The organism is Parundibacterium terreum, assembly GCF_014636315.1.
Lineage (GTDB): Bacteria > Pseudomonadota > Gammaproteobacteria > Burkholderiales > Burkholderiaceae_D > Undibacterium > Undibacterium terreum.
The window spans coordinates 493,211-516,533 of sequence record NZ_BMED01000004.1; the positions used below are offsets into that span (position 1 = coordinate 493,211).

General features: G+C 55.8%; 16 protein-coding genes, 1 tRNA gene and 1 pseudogene. 13 read left to right on the plus strand and 5 right to left on the minus strand.

The genetic code is table 11. From position 1 onward, the window contains the following. Window positions 1-59 precede the first annotated feature (59 nt). Window positions 60-1,610, plus strand: coding sequence for a CYTH and CHAD domain-containing protein (locus tag IEW12_RS20675; RefSeq protein WP_188567984.1), 1,551 nt, complete (start codon window positions 60-62; stop codon window positions 1,608-1,610). Window positions 1,611-1,641: 31 nt separating this feature from the next. Here IEW12_RS20675 and IEW12_RS20680 read toward each other — a convergent pair whose 3' ends face one another. Next, on the minus strand, window positions 1,642-2,460 hold the full coding sequence (locus tag IEW12_RS20680) for an aldo/keto reductase (RefSeq protein ID WP_188567985.1): 819 nt from the start codon (window positions 2,458-2,460) through the stop codon (window positions 1,642-1,644). Window positions 2,461-2,629: 169 nt separating this feature from the next. Continuing rightward, the gene (locus IEW12_RS20685; protein ID WP_188567986.1) at window positions 2,630-3,253 is read right to left on the minus strand and encodes a GIN domain-containing protein; all 624 of its coding nucleotides are present in this window, start codon (window positions 3,251-3,253) and stop codon (window positions 2,630-2,632) included. A 528-nt stretch (window positions 3,254-3,781) separates the two neighbouring features. Here IEW12_RS20685 and IEW12_RS20690 point away from each other — a divergent pair. The 4 genes from IEW12_RS20690 to IEW12_RS20705 all read left to right on the plus strand — a co-directional run bounded on the left by IEW12_RS20690 (window position 3,782) and on the right by IEW12_RS20705 (window position 7,808). Further along, window positions 3,782-5,182 carry a GntP family permease gene (locus IEW12_RS20690; RefSeq protein WP_188567987.1) on the plus strand — a complete coding sequence of 467 codons (1,401 nt, stop codon included), beginning with the start codon at window positions 3,782-3,784 and terminating at the stop codon, window positions 5,180-5,182. A 550-nt stretch (window positions 5,183-5,732) separates the two neighbouring features. After that, on the plus strand, window positions 5,733-6,284 hold the full coding sequence (locus IEW12_RS20695; RefSeq protein ID WP_188567988.1) for a 4-hydroxylaminobenzoate lyase: 552 nt from the start codon (window positions 5,733-5,735) through the stop codon (window positions 6,282-6,284). A gap of 129 nt (window positions 6,285-6,413) precedes the next feature. After that, the gene (locus IEW12_RS20700) at window positions 6,414-6,572 is read left to right on the plus strand and encodes a hypothetical protein (protein WP_188567989.1); all 159 of its coding nucleotides are present in this window, start codon (window positions 6,414-6,416) and stop codon (window positions 6,570-6,572) included. A 171-nt stretch (window positions 6,573-6,743) separates the two neighbouring features. Further along, on the plus strand, window positions 6,744-7,808 hold the full coding sequence (locus tag IEW12_RS20705) for an MBL fold metallo-hydrolase (protein WP_188568057.1): 1,065 nt from the start codon (window positions 6,744-6,746) through the stop codon (window positions 7,806-7,808). A gap of 93 nt (window positions 7,809-7,901) precedes the next feature. Here IEW12_RS20705 and IEW12_RS20710 read toward each other — a convergent pair whose 3' ends face one another. After that, window positions 7,902-10,232, minus strand: coding sequence for a DUF4214 domain-containing protein (locus tag IEW12_RS20710; RefSeq protein ID WP_188567990.1), 2,331 nt, complete (start codon window positions 10,230-10,232; stop codon window positions 7,902-7,904). A 73-nt stretch (window positions 10,233-10,305) separates the two neighbouring features. Between IEW12_RS20710 and IEW12_RS20715 the strand changes: the two genes are divergently transcribed. The 4 genes and pseudogenes from IEW12_RS20715 (at window position 10,306) to IEW12_RS20730 (ending at window position 15,131) form a co-directional block, all read left to right on the plus strand. Beyond that, window positions 10,306-10,728, plus strand: coding sequence for a hypothetical protein (locus IEW12_RS20715; RefSeq protein WP_188567991.1), 423 nt, complete (start codon window positions 10,306-10,308; stop codon window positions 10,726-10,728). 121 nt (window positions 10,729-10,849) lie between these two features. Further along, the gene (locus IEW12_RS20720; RefSeq protein ID WP_188567992.1) at window positions 10,850-11,542 is read left to right on the plus strand and encodes an SDR family NAD(P)-dependent oxidoreductase; all 693 of its coding nucleotides are present in this window, start codon (window positions 10,850-10,852) and stop codon (window positions 11,540-11,542) included. Continuing rightward, window positions 11,518-12,501: pseudogene (locus IEW12_RS20725) on the plus strand (methyl-accepting chemotaxis protein); the annotation flags it as partial. The gene IEW12_RS20720 and the pseudogene IEW12_RS20725, both read left to right, overlap by 25 nt. A 566-nt stretch (window positions 12,502-13,067) precedes the next feature. Further along, on the plus strand, window positions 13,068-15,131 hold the full coding sequence (locus tag IEW12_RS20730) for an AAA family ATPase (RefSeq protein ID WP_188567994.1): 2,064 nt from the start codon (window positions 13,068-13,070) through the stop codon (window positions 15,129-15,131). Window positions 15,132-15,341: 210 nt separating this feature from the next. Here IEW12_RS20730 and IEW12_RS20735 read toward each other — a convergent pair. After that, window positions 15,342-15,417 (minus strand) — tRNA-Phe (locus IEW12_RS20735). Window positions 15,418-15,663: 246 nt separating this feature from the next. On the opposite strand from IEW12_RS20735, the gene IEW12_RS20740 reads away from it, so the two are divergent. The 3 genes from IEW12_RS20740 (at window position 15,664) to IEW12_RS20750 (ending at window position 18,335) form a co-directional block, all read left to right on the plus strand. Next, window positions 15,664-16,860, plus strand: coding sequence for a UbiH/UbiF family hydroxylase (locus tag IEW12_RS20740; RefSeq protein WP_188567995.1), 1,197 nt, complete (start codon window positions 15,664-15,666; stop codon window positions 16,858-16,860). A gap of 137 nt (window positions 16,861-16,997) precedes the next feature. Then, complete coding sequence (locus IEW12_RS20745) at window positions 16,998-17,717, plus strand: DsbC family protein (protein WP_188567996.1); 720 nt, start codon at window positions 16,998-17,000, stop codon at window positions 17,715-17,717. A gap of 42 nt (window positions 17,718-17,759) precedes the next feature. Further along, entirely contained in the window at window positions 17,760-18,335 is a 576-nt protein-coding gene (locus IEW12_RS20750) for a nucleotidyltransferase family protein (RefSeq protein WP_188567997.1), read from the plus strand. 25 nt (window positions 18,336-18,360) lie between these two features. Here IEW12_RS20750 and IEW12_RS20755 read toward each other — a convergent pair whose 3' ends face one another. Next, window positions 18,361-22,311: a sensor histidine kinase gene (locus IEW12_RS20755; RefSeq protein WP_188567998.1), complete on the minus strand. Its 3,951-nt coding sequence runs from the start codon at window positions 22,309-22,311 to the stop codon at window positions 18,361-18,363. A 423-nt stretch (window positions 22,312-22,734) separates the two neighbouring features. Between IEW12_RS20755 and IEW12_RS20760 the strand changes: the two genes are divergently transcribed. After that, the gene (locus tag IEW12_RS20760) at window positions 22,735-23,190 is read left to right on the plus strand and encodes a DUF3429 domain-containing protein (protein WP_188567999.1); all 456 of its coding nucleotides are present in this window, start codon (window positions 22,735-22,737) and stop codon (window positions 23,188-23,190) included. The last annotated feature ends 133 nt before the right edge of the window (window positions 23,191-23,323 follow it).

Below are 23,323 nucleotides of genomic sequence, written 5' to 3' on the forward strand. Positions count from 1 at the left end.
GATGCCGCCCGCGCAGCGTCATCGCCTGGAACATACTTCAATAGAGCGAATACAAACCGATGGAGACCGAACTCAAACTGCAGATTCATCCGCGCCACGCTGATGCGGTGCGCAAGCATCCGCTGCTGAAGAAATATGCGGTGGGCAAACCTCAAGAAGTGCAGATAGACGATACTTACTTTGATACACCCGATTTGCGTTTCTGGCGGGATAAAGCGGGCCTCAGGGTCAGGCGCGCCCGCGGCGCCTGGGTGCAGACGCTGAAGGGCGGCGGTACAGTAGAGGGCGGCCTGCATCAAAGGCACGAGTGGGAGTCCAGGCTGGATACGCCATCGCCGGATCTTGGCGTGCTGCATGAACTGGTGGACGGACACCCGCGTTGGAGAAAGCTGCTGCATTCCAAAACGGTGCGCCAAGGCTTGGCACCTGTCTTCACGGCCCGGTTCACCAGAAGTACCTGGGCTTTGCAGCTTCCTGGCGGAGATCAGGTGGAGTTCGCATTGGATCAGGGACAAGTGCTCAGCCAGGGCCGGCCGGAAAGTATCAGCGAAATAGAGCTGGAACTAAAGTCGGGGCGGCCTGAGAGTTTGTTTGAATTTGCGCTGGAATTGCAGCACAAGATACCTTTACGCATCAGCAATGGCAGCAAGGCCCAGCAAGGTTATGCCTTGTATCGGCAGCCAGAGCTGCCTCCGCCAGCGGCAGTCAAAGCCGCCGCCGTGGAGTTACCTGCGGATCTTAGCGTACAAGACGCATTCGCACTCATCCTTTCCCATTGCACTGCGCAGATCGCTGCAAATGAAGCGGGAGTTACCGCGGGTGGCGATATCGAGTGCCTGCACCAGATGCGCGTGGGCCTGCGCCGTTTGCGCTCGGCGCTCGGCCTTTGCAAGGAGATAGTGGCTGTGCCCTTGCAGGTACAAAAGGATATTGCCTGGCTGGCTGTCGTGCTGGGTGCTGCCCGGGACAGCGATGTGCTGGCGCATTCCATATTGCCCGTAGCGGCAAGGGCGGCGCAGGCAGCATACGAGACGCAATTGGGTACGCTCAGGTCTGCCGCACTATCGCATGCGGAACAGCAGCATGCGGCAGCAGCGGCTGCAATCGCTTCGCCGCGCTACGCCAGGCTGATGCTTGCATTGAGCGCCCGGGCCCATGGCGTTCTTTGGCCGGTGCCCGGCTTGCTGGATGGGCAGGCCGCAGATCAAGCCGTCCGCAAGTTTGCGCATCAGGCCATGGCTCTGGCACACAGAAAACTGAGGAAGCGCGGCAGGTATATCGACAACGAAGATGCCGGCACCAGACATCGCGTGCGTATCGCGGCCAAGAAATTGCGCTATGCGACAGAATTTTTTGCTTCCCTGTATCCGCAGAAGCGCACCCGGCCTTACATAGAAGCCTTGGCGCGGCTGCAGGATGGGCTTGGTGAACTCAACGATGCCGCCAGCGCGCCTTTGCTGCTGACAAACCTGCAAAATGCAAATCCAGAGCTGGCCGGTGCGGCAGCTTACGTCAGCGGCTACCTGGCTTCGCGTGCAGAATATGCGGGTGCCTGCCTGTCGTCTGCATGGGATGCGTTTGCCGAATTGAAGCCGCTGGCAAAGCTATGAATCAACCGCTGAATAGGTGCCGTACCCAGGTCTAATCCCATGCAGGAGCAAACGCAGGATTGACCAGGCGCCTGTCCTTGGGCAGGCTGGCAATGATGCGCCGGTCTGCTTCATCCAGTTGCAATTGCAGTGCTTGCAGATTGGCTTGCTGGCTTGCTCTTCTTTGCGCTTTGGGGATGGCTGCGACGCCGTCCTGGTCCAGCAGCCATTTCAGCGCAACCTGGGCCGGTGTCGCGCCGTGTTTGACAGCGATGGCGGCAAGCTGTGGATGTTCAGCCAGCTTGCCTTGCGCCAGCGGACAATACGCGACTACAGGTATGCCTTTGCTGGCGAGGTAGGAACGCACCGGCGTCTGATCCAGCAACACATGATATTCGATCTGGTTACAGGCAATAGGAGCGCCAATGTCTTCGATAGCGCTACGGAGCAGGCTCAGATTAAAGTTACTGACTCCTATCGCGCGTATGCGTTTTTGCTCTTTGAGTTTGAGCAACGTGTCAAACATGGCGGACATATCCATATCTTTGGCTGGCCAATGCACCATCAGCAGATCGACATAATCCAGTTGTAACTTGGCCAGGCTGGTTTCGAAAGATGCCTTGATCGCCGCTGGGGCCAGTTGGTCATGCCAGACCTTGGTGGTGACGTGGATATCTTTGCGCGCCAGTGTAGAGCCGGCAATCGCCGCGCCGACCGCATCTTCATTGCCATACATCGCTGCAGTATCGATATGACGGTAGCCAAGATCCAATGCGCTTTCCACTGCGGCACGGCAATCGTCGCCTTGCATGCGGAAGGTGCCTAAGCCCAGACGGGGCAAGCTGATTCCCTGAGTCTGTAAAGGGTTCATCGTGTTTATTCTCCAGATGGAACGCGGCAAGTGCCGCACGGGAGGATTGTGTGCCGATGGCACCGCTTTGACGATAGCACACCGGTTATTTGATAGGTGACCGGCCGTCAGCAATCAGTCTCGTTTGCCGCAGACTTGCTCCACTGCGGCAAACGAGATGCAGCCCGACCTAGCTGCCTGAGCTCACGCTGCCTATGCCCTGCACGGATTTATTGACGGTGCGCGGGTTGCCATAATAAGTGAGCGTGCCCATGCCTTGTACCACCGCATTCAGCAATTCATTGGCAAATACCTTGACCGTTCCTATGCCCTCAAACTCAACGTCGACGCGGTCTGCGTTCAATGCTTTGGTGTCCACTTCTCCGACACCCTGTGCCTTCAGGCGCAGCCATTTTACTTTGCCGTTGGCTTTCAGGCTGCCTGCGCCCTGGTAGCTGACGTCCAGGCGATCTCCCGAGATGTTATTCAGTGCGGTGACGCCGGCGCCTTCTATTTTCAATTGGCGCAGTGCAGGCAGGGTGATCGTCACTTTAGGATCGCCGCTTGCCGACTTGGAATTTTTGTCTTTCATCGAAATGCGCAGTTCGTCGCCGACGACCTCGGTAATCACTTCGCTGACGAACTTGGTATTTCCACTCACGACGACAGACTGCGTCTTGCCGGCCTCGATCAGTACACTGATCGGACCTTTACTATTGATGGCGCTAAAAGCGGGTACTGCCCGGGTCTGCTCATCGGCATGGGCCAGCGTGGCGAGTAAAAGGAGGGCGGGGAGGGCAAATAGGCGGTGCATGTAAGTATCCTCAAGGTCTGGATTATTCTGAACGTTTATTTTTAATACCAATTAATTGTACGATCCTGCGCCGCTCTCAGGATACATTTTGCGATGAACTGCAAGCTGGGAGGGATGCTTTGCAATTTTTAAGCACAAACTAAATGAGTGTGGCATTGCAGTGAAATTAAATAATTCAATATGGACGAGCGTATTTTTTTTGTCGCTTGAATGAGGCCAGGGCTTTGCAAACTGCGCGATTGCGGTTGCCGAACATAATCTCGCCTTGACTGCAAGATAGCATCGCGCTATCTTCGCGCACGCAAAAAAACTCGAAAACGCAATTGTGATTAAATACGGCATCTTGGATCGCCAGAATATTTTTTGCGAAGATGGCGTGAACTCGCCGTTCCACATTGTTGCTTCAGTCTTGCCATCTTGGCTTAACCTGACGCTGCCAGTCCGGCTGCCTGCAATTGCAGCGTATGGACAGGAGGCGCAGGAATATTGATCAGCCACTGAATAAAAAACCGAATAAACGGAGTTAGTATGTCTTTTATTGTTGTACTCGCCGCGCTGGTCTTCCTGATGCTGGCCGCCTACCGTGGCTACAGCGTGATTCTCTTCGCGCCCATCGCAGCATTGGGTGCTGTCTTGTTTACCGACCCGGCTGCAGTTGCGCCTGTCTTCAGCGGCATTTTCATGGAGAAGATGGTTGGCTTCATTAAACTCTATTTCCCCGTCTTCTTGCTCGGTGCGGTATTCGGCAAGCTGATTGAGCTATCGGGTTTTTCCGAGTCCATCGTGGTGGCCGCGATTCGCTACATTGGCCGCTCGCGCGCCAATGCTGTGATCGTTACCGTTTGCGCTTTGCTGACCTATGGCGGCGTATCGCTGTTCGTTGTGGTGTTTGCGGTATACCCTTTTGCGGCAGAGCTGTACCGCCAAAGCAATATCCCGAAACGCCTGATGCCGGGGGCGATTGCCTTGGGCGCATTTTCTTTCACGATGGATTCTTTGCCGGGTACGCCGCAGATTCAAAACATCATCCCGACGACCTTCTTTAAAACTACAGGCTGGGCTGCCCCCTGGCTGGGCACGATAGGATCGCTGTTCATTATCGTTGTCGGACTGACGTTTCTGGAATGGCGCCGCCGCTCTGCGATGGCAAAGGGTGAAGGATATGGAACTTCGCTCAATAATGAGCCTGAACGTACCAATTCCACCAATCTGCCGCATCCGCTGCTGTCTGTCGCACCGCTGATACTGGTGGGCGTTGCCAACTTTGCGCTGACTAAATTGATACCCGGCTGGTATGGGGAAAGCTATTCGCTGACAGCGGATATGCTGCCCGGCCTGCATGCGCCGGTAAATACGCCAATCAAGACCGTGGTCGGCATCTGGGCCGTAGAAGGCGCTTTGCTGCTGGGGATATTATTCGTTGCGCTGACTGCGCTCCAGCGCGTTCGCAGCAATTTTGCCAGCGGCACCAAAGTTGCAGTCGGCGGCGCGCTGTTGGCGGCCATGAATACCGCTTCCGAATACGGCTTTGGTGGCGTGATTGCATCATTGCCCGGCTTCCTGGTCGTTAGCGAAGCGCTGAAAAGCGTTCCCAATCCACTGGTCAATGCAGCGGTTTCGGTCAGCTCGCTGGCAGGGATTACAGGATCGGCGTCCGGCGGCATGAGTATCGCACTGGCCGCGATGTCCGACCTTTTCATCAAGGGTGCGCAAATGGCGAATATTCCGCTGGAAGTGCTGCACCGTGTAGTGGCGATGGCTAGCGGCGGCATGGATACCTTGCCGCATAATGGCGCGGTCATCACCCTGCTGGCGGTAACCGGACTGACGCACAGGGAATCCTATCGCGACATCTTTGCGGTCACCGTTATCAAGACGCTGGCGGTATTCTTTGTGATTGCAGTGTATTACCTGACGGGTCTGGTGTAGTCCATAGCCTGACGGATGCCGGTCTGCTTGACAGATGTTGCGCGCGGACGGGCATCCTTAAGGTCAACCACATTTTGACAAATAGGGCAGCGATTGTTCTCCCTGTTTGCATGTAGCAAATACTAATTTTCGGTCAATCAATAAGGGCTTACCAGCGCAAGGCGGTAAGCCTTTTTTTTCAAGATTAAGACCACAAGCTTGCTTAATTATCTGAATCCTTGTGCGGTTACTGTCGGACATTTGAAACACACAGGATGCCGGAAATGAAGGTGTGGTGGCCAAAAATAGGCGGACAATGTCCCTAAAGCATCACAGCTAGAGCGCCAGTAACAATCCATCAAACGTACACTCTTTTCAGCGGCAATTGAAAAATTACTGGTGCCGGCGGCTTGAGCTGCGGGGTCTTGCGCAAACTGACCCGGCCTGGATGGTGCCGCTTATATAAATGTGTCGGAACCAACAGCCTGCATTGAGCCATCTTCTCCCAACACATCAGCGCTACGTTTCCGACGTCGGATACGCATGGCGCTTAATCCAAGGATGAACTGGAATGTCCCAGACTGAATTTGCAAATAGAAAAGACAAGCTTGTCGCTCGCCTTATCCCTTTTCTTCAAGAAATCAAGGATATGACAGCGAGCACCGAGGTCGAGCAATGGCTGAATGAAAAATATGGTGTTGAAAGTGAGACGTACCACGAACTATCAGGATTGATTGCCCTTGCCGTCGAGGAAGGCTGGGCGGCCGATACTGAGATTGCTGGCCCGCGTTACCGCCGCTCACGAGTTGCCGAACCTTGCGCGGAGACATTTTTCTTCAGCATCACAGCGGTACTGATGGACAGCACGGATAATTCCCAGAACAATCCCGAGGGCAGCTTCCGTGGCGGCTATCATTTACATCCGTACGGCGAATTCAATTTAGTAGTGCCGCTCAGTGAAGGCGCCGCACTCGCGGGACCGAATGGCTGGTGTTATGGCGGCTGGACGGTACCGATGCCGGGGAGCCACCACTTTCCAGAAACCAAGGGCGGCGCTGTTGTCTCGCTTACTTTTCTGCCTGCAGGGCGGATCGCGTTTGATGTCAAGCCGCCAGCGGATTGAGGCATGCAGGGGCGCCAGCGTGCACGTTAAATATGCAGATCAAGGAGATCGCCCTGCGTAAAATGCTGACAAAAAAATTGGCATATGTCTACAGAGTGGCCCTCTGGCCGACCAAGCCAATCAGACCCGTTGGCCGACGCAGTGGAAATTCATGACAAATGGCTGCCAACATTGAAGAAAGCTGTTGCAGGCCTATCCGGTGCGGGCCGTAGCATTGAAAAAATCCAAGATGTGCTTGATTCAATGCAACTCATCAACCAGCACAAGCTGACCACGCCGGTGAACTGAAAGGGGGGTGATAATGTTATTATCACGCCTGCAGTTATCTACTAAGAAGCTGCGCAGTGCTTCTCTAGTTTTAAGCCGATTCAGCGGTATTTGCGCAGCCACTCGGCAGTCCCTGAAACGGGCGGCGAGACCGCCAAAGGCGCCATACCATCCTTTTTGAGCCCAGCAATGATGATTTTTCGCCAGCTTTTCGATCCTACTTCATCCACCTACACTTATTTGCTGGGCGACGGCGGCGAGGCGCTGCTGATTGACCCGGTGTATGAGCAGGTACCGCGTGATCTGGCTTTGCTGCAGGAGTTGGGATTGCGGCTGCGAGCCACGCTGGATACCCATGTGCATGCCGACCATGTAACGGGCGCGTGGCGCCTGAGCCAGCGCTGCGACAGCGGCATCGCCCTCTCTGAAGCTGCCGGCGCTGCAGGCGTGAGCCGCCCGTTGCGGCATGGGGATCGCATTGATTTCGGCTCGCGCTACCTGACGGTGCGCGCCACCCCCGGCCATACCAACGGCTGCCTGACCTATGTGCTGGATGACCAGAGCATGGCCTTCACCGGCGACAGCCTTTTGATACGCGGCTGCGGCCGTACCGATTTCCAGCAGGGCAGCCCGCAGCAATTATTCGCCTCGGTGCGCGAGCAAATACTGACGCTGCCAGACGCCTGCCTGCTTTATCCTGCGCACGATTATCGCGGCATTACCGTGACCAGCGTGGCTGAGGAGCGTCGCTTCAACCCCCGCCTGGGCGGCGACGTCGATGTCGGTGACTTCACCGGCCACATGAATAATTTGAACCTGCCGCATCCAAAGCTGATGGCGGTGGCGGTGCCCGCCAACCTGCGCTGCGGCCAGCCGGAAGGCGATGCGCCGCCGCCGGAGACACCGGCGTGGGCCCCGCTGACTTTGCGTTTTAGCGGAGTGTGGGAAATAGAACCGATGGCGCTGCTGGAGCATGCTGCCACATTGCAGATCGTCGACGTGCGCGAAGCGCCGGAGTTCATAGACCGTCTCGGCCATCTGCCGGGCGCGCAACTGGTGCCGCTGTCGCAACTGATGGACAGGCTGGGCGAGCTGGACCGCGAGCGGCCGGTGGTTGCAGTGTGCCGCTCCGGGGTGCGTTCGGCACAGGCCAGCGTGTTATTGAGCAAGGCAGGCTTCGGCAAAGTGGCTAATCTGGCCGGCGGCATGCTGCGCTGGAGAGCAGAGGCCTTGCCTGTGGCATCGGATAGTGCGTAGAGCGGACAGGTATCCATATGCAAAACGCCAGGCCGCAAAGCCTGGCGTTTTGTTTTTGGGGCCTGCCAGTTCGGTGGAAGAGCGGCTGCACCTCTAATGCAGGTTGAATGAGCCGGACCCTCCTGTTGATCTCACCAGCGAGCCGCTTAATACGCCGCCTGAGAGCGTTCCTTTGCCTGTGAATTTTAGTACAAGAGTATCGCCATCAATATTCATGGTGAAGTCAATGTTGTTGCCATTGACGGTGCCGCTGACATTACCACTAGTTTGAGTTGTGGTTCCGGTAATTTTGCAAGTTGAAGTGTTCGCTGACTGGATTCCTGGTAATCCAGCAGCTATCAGCGATCCGGAAAATGTAGTTCCGCTTTGTGTCAGTTTCATCGTCAAGGTCCCGCCGTCTGACACCGGGCAGCCTGCAGCACTGGGCCCTGCCCAATCCCATGGCCCAGTCCAGGTTTTGGTGAGCGTGGCATTCGGCGTGACCGGCGTGGTATTCGCGGTGACACAAACGCCGTTGACTGGCACCTTGGAGCCCAGGCAGGAAATCACCGGCACGGCAGGACAGCGCGGCAGGTATCCAGGCCCGAAGCAATTCAAAGAGTTGGAGCAGGTCGCCAATTTTCCGGGAGCCAGAGTGGAAAGCAGTCCGTTGACGTTTCGTGAATTGGCTCCATAGTTATTGGCTGAATTGCTTACCTGCTGACTCTGTACCGTGCCCAGAGTCTTGAAGTAGGCCGCGAAGTCGCTCAATACCAGAGGAAAAGTCTTGTCCGGATTCTCCGCCACATACTGTGACACCGTACCCAGATTGGCTGCATACATCAGGCTGTTGGAGGTCGCTGCGGAAGAGACTGGCTGCGACGGGTCCCACGGAGTGGTGTTCACCGGATCGAAGCCCAGTTGATTCTGTATGCTGGAGCCGGCTCCAGCCAGGTTGGCGCTACTCAGGCCGCCGCTGCCGCTGCTGGCATTGAGCACGATCACTTCGGTCAATGGGGTGATATTGGCGGTATTCGCCCCCTTCACCGTGGTAATGCTGGCGCGTAGTACGGTTGTCAGGGAAAACACCAGGCCGGACGAGGGATCGACATAGCTGCCGCCGACTGCCTCCAGCAAGACCGGTCCGGTATACGCACCGATTTGCATCGTGTACTTGCCGCTGGCGTCTGTGGTTACGCTGGCCAGTGGGGTTGCCTTGACACCGTTAACGACAGTGAAGGCCGTCACCGTAGCATTCGATACAGGGCCGATAGAGACGATGCCCGAAATTGTCGTGGCGACGCGCTGGGTCTGCGCAGTAAATGTGCCGACGTCACCAAATACGGGGTTAGTCCAGGTGCCGGTAATTTTACCGTTGGCCGAATCGACGCTGCCTTTGAATGTGGCGCTGCCGGCGGTGCCGGATGCCTGCAGCAGCACCGTGCCGCCAGCGGCGATCGAACCGGCGATGCTGAATGAATACGAAGCATCCAGCGTGGAGCGCCCGGACCCGCTGATGGAGCCGTTGGCGCTCATGGTAATGCTGAATGTGCCGCTGTCGGTGCCGGAATAGGTACCGGTATAGTCGCCTGCATAGGTCACTACTGGCGTGGTGACCAGGGTAGCGTCTATCACCTTGGTTGCTGCGCTGGTTGAGGTAGGCGTCACCGCGGCGGCAATTGCCATGCCGTTGGTGATCGAGGCCTCCGGTGTGTTGTAGTTCAGGCCCTGGTCCACGGCAAACTTGTCGGCTACCGTGACTTTGTTATCCAGCAGATCCGCCACGTAGCCATAGGTGGGGTCGCCCTTGAAGGTATGCGCCGACGTCAAAATCGATTTGACCAGGGAGCCGCGGGTTTCCGCTCCGCTGGCCAGGCTTTTGGTCCAATAGGCCAGTCCGGTGGCATCCGGTGTCGAGCGTCCCAGTACGTTCTTATAGACGACGGTCACAAAATCGGCGTCACTCATATTGGCGGAATAACCAGTCAATGCAGAGAACTGTATCGCCGCCTGATAGAAGGAATTACCTATTTGTATCAGGCTCTGCCCGGCATTGAACTGATCTATCCAATAGCCCAGGCCGTCGGCATCCGGCACCCGGTTGAAGAAGGCGATATAAAGTTCGATCAGGGATTTCAAGTCTTCCGGTTCCAGCGTAGTGGATTTGCTGCCTATGATCAGGCTGACTGTGACGTCGGAAAATTTAAGCGATTGCACATTGGAGAAAGTATTGCTGCCGTCGTTGCCCACATTGTCTTTGACTATGTAGTCGGTGCCGCTTTTGGTGATGGTGTAGTTGCCGAGTGGTCCGGACAGCGTGGCGACGCCATTGACTGCGACGATCTGCGCCATGGTTCTGGAGCGCGAGGCAGCTGGATCATCGCCACCGCAGCCCAGCAAGGACGCGGCCAATACCAAAATCAGTAACAGTGTTTTGCAAGACATGACTTCTCCCTGAAGGTGAATCATTTTCTTAAGCGTTATACCTGGGTTCACCGCAGGCGAGTTGGTATATGCGTTGGCTTTTTATATTTTTGCATTTTTGATACTGCCGCAAGATGTTAGCAGAAGATGCCGCCAGCTTGGTGAAGTTGCGCGCTTTTGTATCGTTTCTGCACATATGTGCCTATGCGGAAATCTGAACCGGTCAGAAATTGAACGCCTCGTGCTGTGTAGCGCCTGCCGTGAGCCTCCAATGGGAGCTCCGGCCGGTCAGCGCTACGAACTCGTCATCCACATCCGTTTAAGCTTCTTGTCGCCGCTGGCCCACGGCGCGGCCACTTTAGTTTGTATTGCGGTTACCCAGTCATCGCAGTCTTTGCATGGGACCCTGTTCGAGATTTCCAAGACAACAGATTCTGGGAAGTTGGAGCTGGTGGCTAAGAACGCGCAGGAAATGTCCCAAAATCGTCGCAGCTATCGCTTCAGCGAAAATCCATAACTCGTAAAATTTGCTCTTCGGCAGTCGGAAGATTGCCGGTACTGCCGGGTACAAGCGCTGTAATCGCAAGCCGTCGGCGCGATCGGCGTTGGACCCAAATGTTTAATTTTCGGAGTAAAGCATGAGTGCATCACAAAAGGTTGTTGTCGTTACCGGCGCGTCGCAAGGCATAGGCGCTGAGGTCGTGCAGGCGTTTCGCAAGCTCGGCCACCAAGTCGTCGCGACCTCTCGGTCGATCCAGCCATCGGATGACCCAAGCATTCTGACGGTAGCCGGTGATATCGGCGATCCGGCCACCGCACAGCGCGTCATTGCCGAAGCTATCGCGCGATTTGGCCGCATCGACACCCTGGTTAATAACGCCGGCATCTATATCGGCAAGCCTTTCACCGAGAACACCATTGAAGACTACAACGCGGTCATGAACGTGAATATGGCCGGCTTCTATCACATCACCAAACTGGCCATCGCCGAAATGGAAAGGCATGCGAGCGGCCACGTAGTTACTGTCACCGCCAGCATCGACAACGGCATCAGCGGTGCGCATATGGCACTGGCAGCGCTGACCAAGGGTGGCTTGAACGCCGTCACCCGGGCGCTGGCAATTGAATACGCGAAGCAAGGCATCCGTGTGAATGCCGTCGCGCCAGGCGTCACCAAGACGCCTATGCATGCTGAGGAATACCACGAAATGCTGGGCAGCTTCCATCCGCTGGGGCGCATGGGCGAAGCGAGCGAAGTTGCCAGCGCCGTTGTGTTCCTGGATGCGGCAGAGTTCATCACGGGAGAACCGGCCAACTATTGCAGGCGCTGAAGGAAATGAATGACAGCCTTGCCTTGATCGTTGGCCAAGTCCGATCCGGCACCGATACCATCGCTGCGGCTTCGAATCAGATTGCCAGCGGTAACCTTGATTTGTCATCGCGCACAGAGCAGCAAGCCAGCTCATTGCAAGAAACGGCATCTTCAATGGAAGAGCTGACTGGCACCGTACAACAGAATACTGCCAACGCCCAACAGGCCAATGAATTGGCGGCCTCTGCGTCAGATGTCGCTGTCAGGGGCGGCGCCGTAGTGTCCAGGGTGATACACACCATGGGTTCCATTGATGAGTCCGCGAGGAAGATCGTAGATATTATTGCTGTCATTGATGGTATCGCTTTTCAAACGAATATCCTGGCCCTGAACGCTGCCGTAGAGGCCGCGCGGGCCGGTGAACAAGGGCGCGGATTTGCGGTTGTGGCAAGCGAGGTGCGCAATCTGGCGCAACGCTCAGCCGCTGCGGCGAAAGAAATCAAGACGCTCATCACCAATTCTGTTGAGCAGGTGGACGCGGGTAGCCAATTGGTCAATCAGGCTGGCGCGACGATGGATGAAGTGGTGGCAAGCGTCAAACGCGTAAGCAGCATCATCGGTGAAATTACCGCCGCTGGCCGGGAGCAGGCATCCGGAATAGAGCAGATCAATGTAGCCATCAACCAGATGGACACGGTGACTCAACAGAATTCCGCGCTAGTGGAAGAGGCCGCTGCCGCTGCATCATCGATGCAAGAGCAGGCTGTCAGCTTGGCTGATCTGGTCAGTACATTCAAGATCAATTTGGCGCACCTGAGCAAGACGGCCCCGGTGAAGCTTGAGGGTATTTCAGCACGCAACGTCGTAGCGGTGACGAGATTGAGGGCTCAGGCCACTTCCTCCAGGCTCAAGGTGCGGGCTATCAAAGGCGGCGAGCTTCCACATGCCACCAGTAATGATGGCTGGGAGACATTTTGACTGGCACACCTCCAATGATGATTGTGCCATGAGCGATGTGCTCGATATACTGCTTTACGAGGGAAGTATTCTTGAGGCCGACTTTGACCTCGGAATGACATGGCGGGGCAAGCGGTATTAAGCTCTCATTGTATTTAGGCAATGAAGCTCGGATCAGGTGGTCTTCACGCTTGATTATCTAAGCCCGAAAAACGACAAAACGGCTATGACGATGACAACTGCGCCGACGAGGTATACGATGCGGTTCATGAGGTTTCCCCTTTCGCGAGGGTTGAATGAGGTAAAAGGTCAAAACTTGTGCCTAGGCAACCTATCTGCTGAACACGTGATTTGATCCTACTTCGTTCGGCCGTGACTCTCGGTGCGGTAGCGCGCATAACGCCAGATAGTTTTATGAGCAGAAAATTATCCGGAACCGTGATGCCTGCGTCAGACTCCAGCTCTTGGCGGAAGCGTCTTTAGGACACCTCTCCCAGTTGCTACCTAATGAGGCTCAGCACAGCGTGATCGTCAATCATGTGTTTCGGTTCCGGAGCATCGCGCAGAGCCAGCCACGAAAGTTTGCCATGTCAGATTTTTCGAAACCCGGCGCCACGGGTCTGTGGCTCGCTATCAAGAAGGCCGCCAGCCGCCTGCAGGACTGGTTTGTGATTCAGTCAGGGTTCGTCAAGGTGGCGGTGCTGGCCATAATTATCCTGATCCCGGCCACCGGCATCTATTCATTCACGCTCATGCGAAAACAGGCCGCCGTGGCCGAGCAGGTCAAGACCATGACCGTCGCCGGAAAGGTGGGCGAGGGTGTGTGGACGCTCAACGACAAGCTCCCTGTGGTGTTCGGCACCAACTCGGTGTTGAACTTCCTGGAAACCAACCCGGTCGAACGCATCACGGTGATCTACACGCCACTGATGTGGAACGTATCGGAGCGCATCATCCTGATCGAATCGCAAGGGAAGCAGTACGCGTATTACCCCAGCGACTTGGAGACCAAGATATTCGCCGACAGGGCCGTCACCGCGCTGTGGGGAGGCAAGCTTGTCTTTATTCCGCGCGCTGAGCTCAGCGACAGGGGCCAGGAATTGATTGAGCGCCTGGACCAGCGCTTCGCCGGCGCCCGCCCGCAGTCCGAAAAGGACGGCTGGAAGGCCGGCATCAGCGGCGTGCTGTCAGCCGCGTTTACCATCGGCCTGCTGGCATTCCTATACTTCCAGTTCAAGGGCCAGTTCAAGTCGCTCAAGTTCGTCGAGCCGACGCAGGTGGCCGGATCAATCGACGACCTGGTCGGTATGGATGATATCAAGGCCGAAGTGGCACAGATCAAGGATCAGTATCAGCGCCGTGCGGCATATGCCGAGTATGGCATCAGCAAGCCCTTCAACGTGATGTTCAGCGGCCCTGCGGGTACCGGCAAGACCAAGCTGGCCAGCTACCTGGCCAAGGAACTGAAGCTTCCCATACTGTTCCACTCCGCAGCCAATCTGGAAACGGGCTACGTGGCCGGTGGCTCGAATACTCTCAGTCGAATCATGGCCATGGCCAAGCGCCGCAAGCGTTGCATCGTCTTTCTGGATGAGGCGCAGGATCTTTTCATGAAACGCGGGGGCCGGCGAAAGTTTGACGATGACACGGCGAATACGCTGCTCTCCGTGCTGGATGGCGTGCGCAGCCGGAACGAAGCCGAGATCATTTGGATCGTAGCCAGCAACTTCAACAGCGAAACCATGCAGATGGACGAGGCGATGCTGCGTCGCTTTCAAATGAAGGTGGACTTTCGTATGCCCAACCGGCAAGAGCGGCTGGCTATCATCGGCCACTATCTGGCCCGGCGCGCCGAAAAGGTGCTGCCCGATCTAGACCTGCGCCACCTGGTGGCAGTGACCGAGAGCCGCAGTCCGGCCGACCTGGAGACCATCGTCAACCAGGCTGGCATCAGCGCCGTGCAAGCGGGCGAGATGATCGGCGCCGATACATTGATGCAGGCCGCCGAACGCGTACTGGTGGGCAACGTCAATATCAATACCACCGAGGACCGCGCGCGTGATCGCCGCATCATTGCCGTGCACGAATGGGGCCACTTCCTGGTGGACTTCGAGCATGAACGCAAGCTGGCCAATGGCAACTGGGAGCAGATCCTGGCCGATATGAAAACCGTCAAGATATCGCTCAAGGCCAACGCGCGCAACAGCGCATTGGGCTTCGTCTTTCACAAGCAGGGCGCCAACCTGCTCAAGACCAAGGGTGACATCGAACACGACGTTCGCGTGTTGCTGGGCGGTATGGCCAACGAGGAACTGTTCTTTGGCGAGCAAGGCACGACCAACGGGGCGCACAACGACATCACCCGCGTAACGGAACTGTTGCACCACGCTGTGGGTGAGATGGGGATGTACCGCAAGACCCGCCTCAACTTCGGTGCGCTGGTCCGTGACAACCAAGGCGGCGGCCGCGAAGTTGACGAGGAAACGCGCAGTATCATGGAAGCGCAGAGTGAGCGCCTGTACGGCGAGACCAAGACTGTGCTGGACAAGTTCAAGCCGCTGACCGAGCATCTTGTTGGCAAGCTTCTGGAAGCTGGTGAGATGAACCTGAGTGAGGCGATATTCGAAATTCGCAGATTCGCGGCGACCTGATAGCGTCTGGGCAGGCGGGTTTGTTCTAATGAGATGGACTCCATCCTCCTGACAGCGCCAGATCCAGAGAGGGTGGCCACCATGAATGGCGCCGAAAAAGTGATCGGCGTGGATCTAAGGTGTTCCGGAAATGGACCGGACACAAGGACTGCTAATCCCGGAAACGACAACGCCCACTTGCATGAGTGGGCGTTGCGTGAACGACGTTCTTGGTGGCCCGGGGCGGAATCGAACCACCGACACAAGGATTTTCAATCCTCTGCTCTACCGACTGAGCTACCAGGCCAAGACGAAGAAGTATAGCGATGCGAAGAGCATTATGCAAGTATTTTCTTAAAATAATTTACTACTAGCCCTGTATTGCTTGGCATGCGGCTAATTTTTGTCGGATTCCTGGTCTCCCGGCCGGCATTGCATTCCCTCGGGGGCGGGGAGAAATCTTGGGCGATTTGTCCTCCTGTGCGGGGTTTATCGCTGCCGTATAATGGCGGCATGAATTTCCTTTCTTTTTGCATCTACTTATTGAGCCCCTATGTCCAAGCACACTAGTCACAGCGATGTTTGCATTGTTGGTAATGGCGCGGTCGGCAAGGCTGCGGCGCTGGGATTTTCGCAGGCGGGCCTGAGTGTCAGCCTGCTGAGTCCGGCCCCGATGCAGGCTGCTGCGCGTTCCGATGACTGGGATGTGAGGGTGTATGCGCTGAACCATGTGGCGCAGCGTTTGCTGTCGGGCTTGAAGGTATGGGGTGCTCTGGATGCAGAGCGGGTCGCGCCGGTGGAGTCCATGCAGGTATATGGCGATGCGTCCGGAATGGCCGGCAAGCTGAACTTTGATGCGTATGGCGCGCATACGGATAGCCTGGCGTGGATAGTGGAAGACCGCAACCTGAACCAGGCACTGGATAATGCGCTGCGGTTTGCGCAGAATGTAAGTATCGTGACAGGCCGCGCGACTGAGTTGAAAGCGGATGCGGCGCAAGCCACCGTGCGACTGGAAAACGGCGACAGCCTGAGTGCTGCGTTGATCGTCGGCGCGGACGGCGCGCAATCCTGGGTGCGCGGACAGTGCGAAATCGGCCTCGACTATCGCCCTTATGGGCAGCAGGGCGTCGTTAGCAATTTTGCCTGCGAAAAACCGCATCAGGGCACGGCTTATCAATGGTTTGATGAAGAGCACGGCATCATTGCGCTGCTGCCTTTGCCGGGGCAACGAGTATCGCTGGTGTGGTCTGCACCGGACATGCTGGCGCAAGAGTTGCTGCAGCAGTCCGCAACTGCGCTGGCCGAACGGCTGGCTGCATATTGCGCGCAGCAATTGGGGGCGCTCACGCCTTTGCAGCCTGAGTTAATTAGAGCTTTTCCGCTGAACTTGATGCGTCCGCATGCGATGACTGCGCCGCGTGTGGCTTTGATAGGCGACGCGGCACACGTAGTGCATCCGCTGGCCGGGCATGGCATGAACCTGGGGTTTGCCGACGTGCGCAGCCTGCTGGACACCGTAGCGCAGCGTGAAGAATATCGGGATTGCGGCGATGCGCGTGTGCTGAGCCGCTATGCGCGTGCACGCAAGGAAGAAGTATTGCTGATGCAAGTGACAACGGATGGCCTGGCCCGCATGTTCGGCACTAATCTGGAGCCGGTGCGGCTGGCGCGTCAATTAGGATTGAACTTGCTGGACCATTTGCCTGTCTTAAAGCGTAAGCTGATCAGCCACGCCATGGGTAAGTAGCGGACAAATGATGAGCAAATGAAGCGAAAGACTATTTCTGATAGTCTTGCACCTGTGGCCCTGGGTCTTGGCTGAATAAAAGTAAGTTAAGAGCAAATGGATGCTGGCGGGTAGTTGAAAAATTTTATTGGAATGACATGATTAATTTGAAGAATAGTATTGCTGCATTGATGTTGCTGCTGTCTACCGCAGTATTTGCCGAAACGGCGCAGGAAGCCGCGATTAAGCGCCTGGTGGAGCCGCGTCTGGGAGAGGGCGTCAAAGTAGATTCGGTGACCAAGACACCATACGCCGGCCTGTTTGAAGTGCGCATAGGCACCGACATTTTGTACACGGACGAGAAGGCGCAATACCTGTTTGTCGGCAGCGTGATCGATGCACAAACATCTACCGACTACACCAAGGCCAGGGTTGCCGATCTGAACAAGATCAAATTCTCGGACCTGCCGCTGGACGCTGCAGTGAAAATGGTCAAGGGCAATGGCAAGCGTGTCGTCGCCATCTTTGAGGATCCTAATTGCGGCTACTGCAAACGCTTCCGCCAGACTTTGCAAGGCGTGGACAATATCACCGTCTATACTTTCATGTACAACATCCTGGCAGAAGACTCTGCAGTCAAATCCAAGAATGTCTGGTGCTCTAGTGACAAGAGCAAGGCCTGGGATGACTGGATGCTGAACGGCAAGGCAGCGCCGGTTGCCGCTGCAAGCTGCAGCACGCCCAACGATAAGGTTTTTGCTCTCGGGCGCAAGCTGGGCGTGACAGGCACGCCAACGATTTTCTTCACTGACGGCACCCGCATGCCGGGCGCTGTCGATGTCAAGACTTTTGAAGCCAAGCTGGCTTCGCTGAAATAATTTTCGTTGCAATAATTCAGATACCTGCCTGAATCCCGCACCATGCCGGCTTCTTATACCGGGATATTGCTCGCTGCCGGCATAGGCTCACGCTTCGATGCCAGCGGCAAGCAAAATAAACTGATGCAGCTACTTCCTTCCGGCGACGCAGTCGCAGTAGCCAGCGCAAAAAATCTCTTATCCGTATTTCCTGATGTGCTGGCGGTGGTCAGGCCCGGCGCAGATGATCTGGCGGCTGCCTTGCAAGCCGCCGGCTGCAGTGTGCACATCTGCGAGGGTGCGCAGCAGGGCATGGCATCATCGCTGGTCCACGGCCTGCAGCAATCCATGGCAAACTCTGGCTGGATCATTGCCCTGGCTGATATGCCCTACGTGCAGGTTGCGACATTGCAGGCGATTAAGCAGGCTTTGCATGGTGGCGCTGATATTGTCGTGCCGGTAAACCAGGGCAGGCGGGGCAACCCGGTAGGATTTTCCCGTCATCACTTGCCACAGTTGCTGCAGCTGCGTGGTGACCAGGGGGCGCGCAGCCTGCTAAAAAATTATCCTGTGATGGAGGTGACGGTGGAAGATACCGGCATACACAGGGATATCGATGTGCCCACCGATCTTGCGTAGAGACTTCCACTGACGGAATAAAACCCTAGGACGCTGCGACCCGCGGCAGGCGCATATGGAAACGGGCGCCGCTGCCGGGGCTGCTGATCGCATTGATCTTCCCGCCCAGCACACCGGTGACCAGGTTATAGACGATATACAGGCCCAGGCCGCTGCCCCCCTGGCCCAGCTTGGTCGTGTAAAAGGGGTCGAATATCTGCGCCAACGTGTCTTCATCCATGCCCCTGCCGTCATCGCTATAGTCCAGGATCACGATCTGGTTTTCAGAGCGGGCGGAGATCGTGATATTGCCGCTGCTGCGGTCGTCCAGGCCGTGTATCAGTGAATTGGCAATCAGGTTGGTAATGATTTGCTCTATCGGGCCGGGGTAGCTGTCCAGCTCAATTTTTTCCGGGATATCGATATCTATCTTGTGCGTAGTCCGCTTCAGCATGGGATGCAGCGTCGTCATCACTTCTTCTATCGTATCCCGCAGGTCGAAGCTGCGGCGTCTGGCGCTGGACTGGTCAACCGCTACCTGCTTGAAGTCGGAAATCAATTTGGCGCCGCGGACCGCGTTGTTTTCTATCATTTCACCGGCCTGCTGCATCAGCGCCGCAGACGCCAGGGCTTCGCTGCGGCGTATGGTGCCGCTGCTAAGCCTTTTGTGAAAGCTGGAGGTTTCATCTTTCAAGGTGGATGCGACGGTGACGATATTGCCTATAGGCGTGTTCAGCTCATGCGCTATGCCTGCCACCAGATTGCCCAGGGCCGCCAGTTTTTCGGACTGTATCAGGTGTTTCATCGCCTGCTGCAATTCCGACGTGCGTTCACTGACGCGGCTCTCCAGCACGCGGTTCAGTTCTTCCAGCGCGATACGGGTTTTTTGCAGCTCCGTCACGTCCAGCATCACACCTATTACGCCGCCGATATTGCCATCGGGATCCTTGAATACGGCACGATGGAATACTACGTGGCGCGGTTCTCCCAGGTGTTCGTTGATCAGTTTTTCGAATACCTGCCGGCCCTCACCCGAATACAGCTCGTCGTCTTTTTCCAGATAGACTTTAGCTAGGTGTGGCGGCAGCCAGTCGGTGACTTCCCGGCCTATGATGTCCTGCCTTTCCATCTTCATGATCCCAAGGAAGGCCTCATTGCATCCCATATAGACACCTTCCCGGTTTTTGTAAAAAACGGGTATGGGAATGGACTCCAGCAAGGCTTGCAGGAAGTTGCGCTCGCGTAGTATGGCCGCCTGTGCTGCCTTGCGCTCGGTGATGTCGGTGATGCTGCTGCGCAAATGTATTTTGTCGCCTATATCCGGCAACCGGACCAAATGAATCTCGCAGGGAATGTCGTACCCGCTGGCATGCCGGCAGGTCCATTCAAACCGCGTTTCCGTGCCGCCCAGCGCTTGTGCGATATAGTCGGCTGCTGCGCTCTCGGCGCTGCGACCATCCGGCTGTACGGGTTTGCTTAGCTCTACCGGCGTCTTGCCCAGCAGATCTTCCTGCGAATAGCCGAATAGCTGTACCGCATGCTTGTTGACTTCGATAAAGCGCGCATCGTGGGCGACATCCAGTACCAGTATCGCTTCAGGAGCGTGGTCTATCAGCGTGCGGTAAGTCGCCTCACTGGTTTTCAGTGCGGCCTCGATTTTTTTTCTATCGGTAATATCGGTGGAAATACCCGCGACGTAAGCGACCTCTCCATGGGAGTCGAAAATGGGGAACTTGACCGACAGATATTCGTAGGTGATGCCCTTGCGCACGACTTTCTCTTCCAGCGTGATAGGGGCCTTGGTGCGCAGCAGCTCCATATCATTCTTGCGCAGCTCGTCCGCGGTTTCCTTCGACAGGATTTCGTAATCGGTCCTGCCTATCAGCTTGCCATCGAACAGGCCGAACACGTTCTTGAACCTGTCATTGATCAGGACATAGTTGCCGTCCAGGTTTTTCATGTACACGATGGACGGCGTATTATCGATGAAGGCACGCAGGCGGAATTCGCTCTCGCGCAAGGCCAGCTCGGCCAGCTTTCTCTCAGTTATGTCGGTCATGGTTTCCAGCGCACCGATGACCTTGCCGGACTCATCCCGCAAGGGTGCCGCGGTGCAGTGCAGCCATACATCGGTATTGCTGCCTGGCAGGTGACACAATTCTTCAACTTCGATGGCGCCGGGCAGGATGCTGCTATCGGAAATTTTTCCTTCATAGAGCTTGTCGAGTTCTGCACGGCCGGTGCCGTCCAATACCAGATCAGCCAGCGATGGACGTGGCTGGGTATAAAAACCGCGCCAGGTATGGGTGCTGCCTACCACTTCATTTCCCGGTATCCCGGTAATGGTGCTCAGCAAAGTATTCCATTGGGTGATCCTGTGCTCGTGGTCAATCGCAAACAAGGCGACCGGCAGATTCTGGAACACCTGCTTGATGTGGTATTCCAGCGCATTGGCGCGCGCTACCGCGCGCTTACGCTCTGTGATGTCGCGCGCGGATGCAACCACTCTTTGCTCGCCATTCAGTTCTTCCATGTGCAGCGACACTTCGGCCCAGAACAATTGTCCATCGTACCGTTTGGCGTGCCACTCAAACAACTGCGGACCCTCATCCCTGGCTTTTTGCAGCCAGGCCCAGGCTTCTACCCTCGTATATGGAGGGACACCGGCGCTGACGTCTTCTATCCTCAGTGTTTGCGCAGATGTGCGTGGGAAACCATACAGCACGGAAAAGCGCTCGTTGACCTCAATAATGGCGCCGTTGCGCACATCATGGATAAAGATGGCTTCGCTGCTGAAGTTGAATAGCTCGCGGTAATTTTTTTCGCTGGTTTGCAGCGCGATCTGGCTGCGTTTTTTTGCCTGCAAAAAAAACAGCAGCAAGGCTATGATCACGATCAGGCTGATCAGTATCGAAAGAGCCAGGCTGAAGAAGGGGCTGGATACTTTGAGCAGAGGCTCAGGTTCGTTGATGACGATACTGCCAGCCGGCAGGCTGGCGTGGTCTATCTTCCAGCGCTGCAGCATCGCATAGTCAAAGGTCGGCGCTGTGACATTTTCCAGTATGGGCAGTTGCTCTATCGGCGTGCCGTGCAGCCATTTTCGGGCGAGGTCTCCCAGTATCTGGCCCTGGTTTTTCCCTGTAACCAGAAAGCCGCCCATCACACCGGGCCGCATATCGATATCGCGCTGTGCTATCAAAGGTGCGTTCGCAGACGATGCCCACAGATCGGTCGCCTGGCTGTGACTAAAGACGCGGTCGTTCTTGTCGCGGCTGAACGACAGCATGAAAATCATGTCTTCAGCGCCAAGGCTCGCCAGTCTTTGCTGTATGGCTTGGGCCGACATGCCGCCCAGATACTCAAACTTGAATTGCGGCCAGCGTGGTGCGATTTTTTGCACTTCTTCCAGTTGTATCTGGCTGGTGCGGCTATCGTCATGGATGAATACCAGTCTTTTGGTATTGGGCCTGAGGTGGGTCAGCAAATCGATGTTCTTGTTGATGTCCACATTGTCGAAGACGCCTGCCACGCGCGGAGTTTTTTTCAGGCTCTCGCTACGCTCATTGCCGATGCCGCTAAACAGGATGGGGATATTCGGATAGTGCACCTGGCGAAGCCGCAGCGCGAAATCGAGTGCGTTGTCATCGCTGGCAAGCAGGACCGCAGGAGGCGATTCCGCATATTTACTCAACAGCAGTTGCTCCAGTTGCCGGTAGTACGCGGCACTGGGGGCTACATGCCGCGTATCCATATACTCTATGCGCAGGTCCAGCGCTTCACCGGTCAGTGTCTGCTTGACACCCTCTACCTGGTCATCGCTCCACGGCAGTCCGGCATGGTAAGACACGAGCATCAGCGCGAGCGGCAGGCGCGCAGTCTGAGTTTGCTGTGCATACGCGGAGGGCAGGCTAAGGAACAGGAGTACTGCACAGCAGAACGCCTTGATCATGCAGGCAAAAGTATGCCGGGATTTGTGCTGTGTTGGATTCGATGTCATTTTTTTTATAGTACGGCTAACAGCAGGAAAAAACCGTATATCTTCGCGTACCTTTCGCCTCCATCGCACTGATTTAGTTATAGTGCCAATGCTGCCTATAGTACCCGTCTCCGAAGCGACAGATTACGCTTTTATTATGTTTCCGCAAAGGAAAAAAGCGCACATTTATAGATTGCTCACACTTTTCAATCATGAATTTTTTTATTTCTCTGATATTGATCAGCAGGAATATATCTAATAGTCAGGTTTCCTCATAAAATAGCAGCCGTGAAAGATTTATTGGCTCGTAGCAGAGGCCTTGTATTGCCGGGGGTTATGGCTTCTCAGCCGATTCAAAGGTAAGCGGCAGCCGGATGCACTGAGTTGCAATAAAAATAAACAATATATGCAACACACATTCCACTTTAACTATCAATTTCAGCTATGGATTTTTTCAACAAGCGCCTGGCAAACCAATTAGGTTTTTCAGGTCTGATCCCTTTTGTTATCCTCAGTCTGGCTTGCTGGGTGTTTCATCCCGACTGGCTACCGTATTTGATCAAGGCGCAGTTGGCCTACGGCATCGCCATCCTGGCGTTTCGCGGCGGCCTGCAATGGGGTATCGCGTTGATGTCACCGAACAAAGCTTCCGATGAAATACGCCAGGCCTTGCTGTGGGGTGTATTGCCCAGCCTGATCGCGTGGTGCGCAATGACGGTGGATGCCGGCCTGGGCTTCCTGGTGCAGATCGTCGGTTTTGTCGTGCTGTATCGCGTGGATAAACGCCTGTATGCCGGCTATAACTTGCCGGACTGGTTTGCTGACCTGCGGTTCCGCCTGACCTGCGTCGTTGTGACTGCGCTGGCCATCACCTTTCTTGCCGCTAATCTGCGGCAGTAAGAAAAATAAGATATAAAGCAATTTGTAGGCAAAGAAAACGAATAAAAACAGTCTCGATAGAAAGAATGTTCAGCATGAAGAAAATCTTGCAAAACAAGACAAAGACAGCGGCCACAAGCCAGCGCAGCAAAGC

Coding starts and splice junctions, on each gene's coding strand:
- IEW12_RS20745 (WP_188567996.1), top strand. CDS start 16,998: ATGATTAATTTGAAGAATAGTATTGCTGCATTGATGTTGCTGCTGTCT.
- IEW12_RS20690 (WP_188567987.1), top strand. CDS start 3,782: ATGTCTTTTATTGTTGTACTCGCCGCGCTGGTCTTCCTGATGCTGGCC.
- IEW12_RS20750 (WP_188567997.1), top strand. CDS start 17,760: ATGCCGGCTTCTTATACCGGGATATTGCTCGCTGCCGGCATAGGCTCA.
- IEW12_RS20675 (WP_188567984.1), top strand. CDS start 60: ATGGAGACCGAACTCAAACTGCAGATTCATCCGCGCCACGCTGATGCG.
- IEW12_RS20720 (WP_188567992.1), top strand. CDS start 10,850: ATGAGTGCATCACAAAAGGTTGTTGTCGTTACCGGCGCGTCGCAAGGC.
- IEW12_RS20755 (WP_188567998.1), bottom strand. CDS start 22,311: ATGACATCGAATCCAACACAGCACAAATCCCGGCATACTTTTGCCTGC.
- IEW12_RS20680 (WP_188567985.1), bottom strand. CDS start 2,460: ATGAACCCTTTACAGACTCAGGGAATCAGCTTGCCCCGTCTGGGCTTA.
- IEW12_RS20710 (WP_188567990.1), bottom strand. CDS start 10,232: ATGTCTTGCAAAACACTGTTACTGATTTTGGTATTGGCCGCGTCCTTG.
- IEW12_RS20760 (WP_188567999.1), top strand. CDS start 22,735: ATGGATTTTTTCAACAAGCGCCTGGCAAACCAATTAGGTTTTTCAGGT.
- IEW12_RS20695 (WP_188567988.1), top strand. CDS start 5,733: ATGTCCCAGACTGAATTTGCAAATAGAAAAGACAAGCTTGTCGCTCGC.
- IEW12_RS20705 (WP_188568057.1), top strand. CDS start 6,744: ATGATTTTTCGCCAGCTTTTCGATCCTACTTCATCCACCTACACTTAT.
- IEW12_RS20685 (WP_188567986.1), bottom strand. CDS start 3,253: ATGCACCGCCTATTTGCCCTCCCCGCCCTCCTTTTACTCGCCACGCTG.
- IEW12_RS20740 (WP_188567995.1), top strand. CDS start 15,664: ATGTCCAAGCACACTAGTCACAGCGATGTTTGCATTGTTGGTAATGGC.
- IEW12_RS20730 (WP_188567994.1), top strand. CDS start 13,068: ATGTCAGATTTTTCGAAACCCGGCGCCACGGGTCTGTGGCTCGCTATC.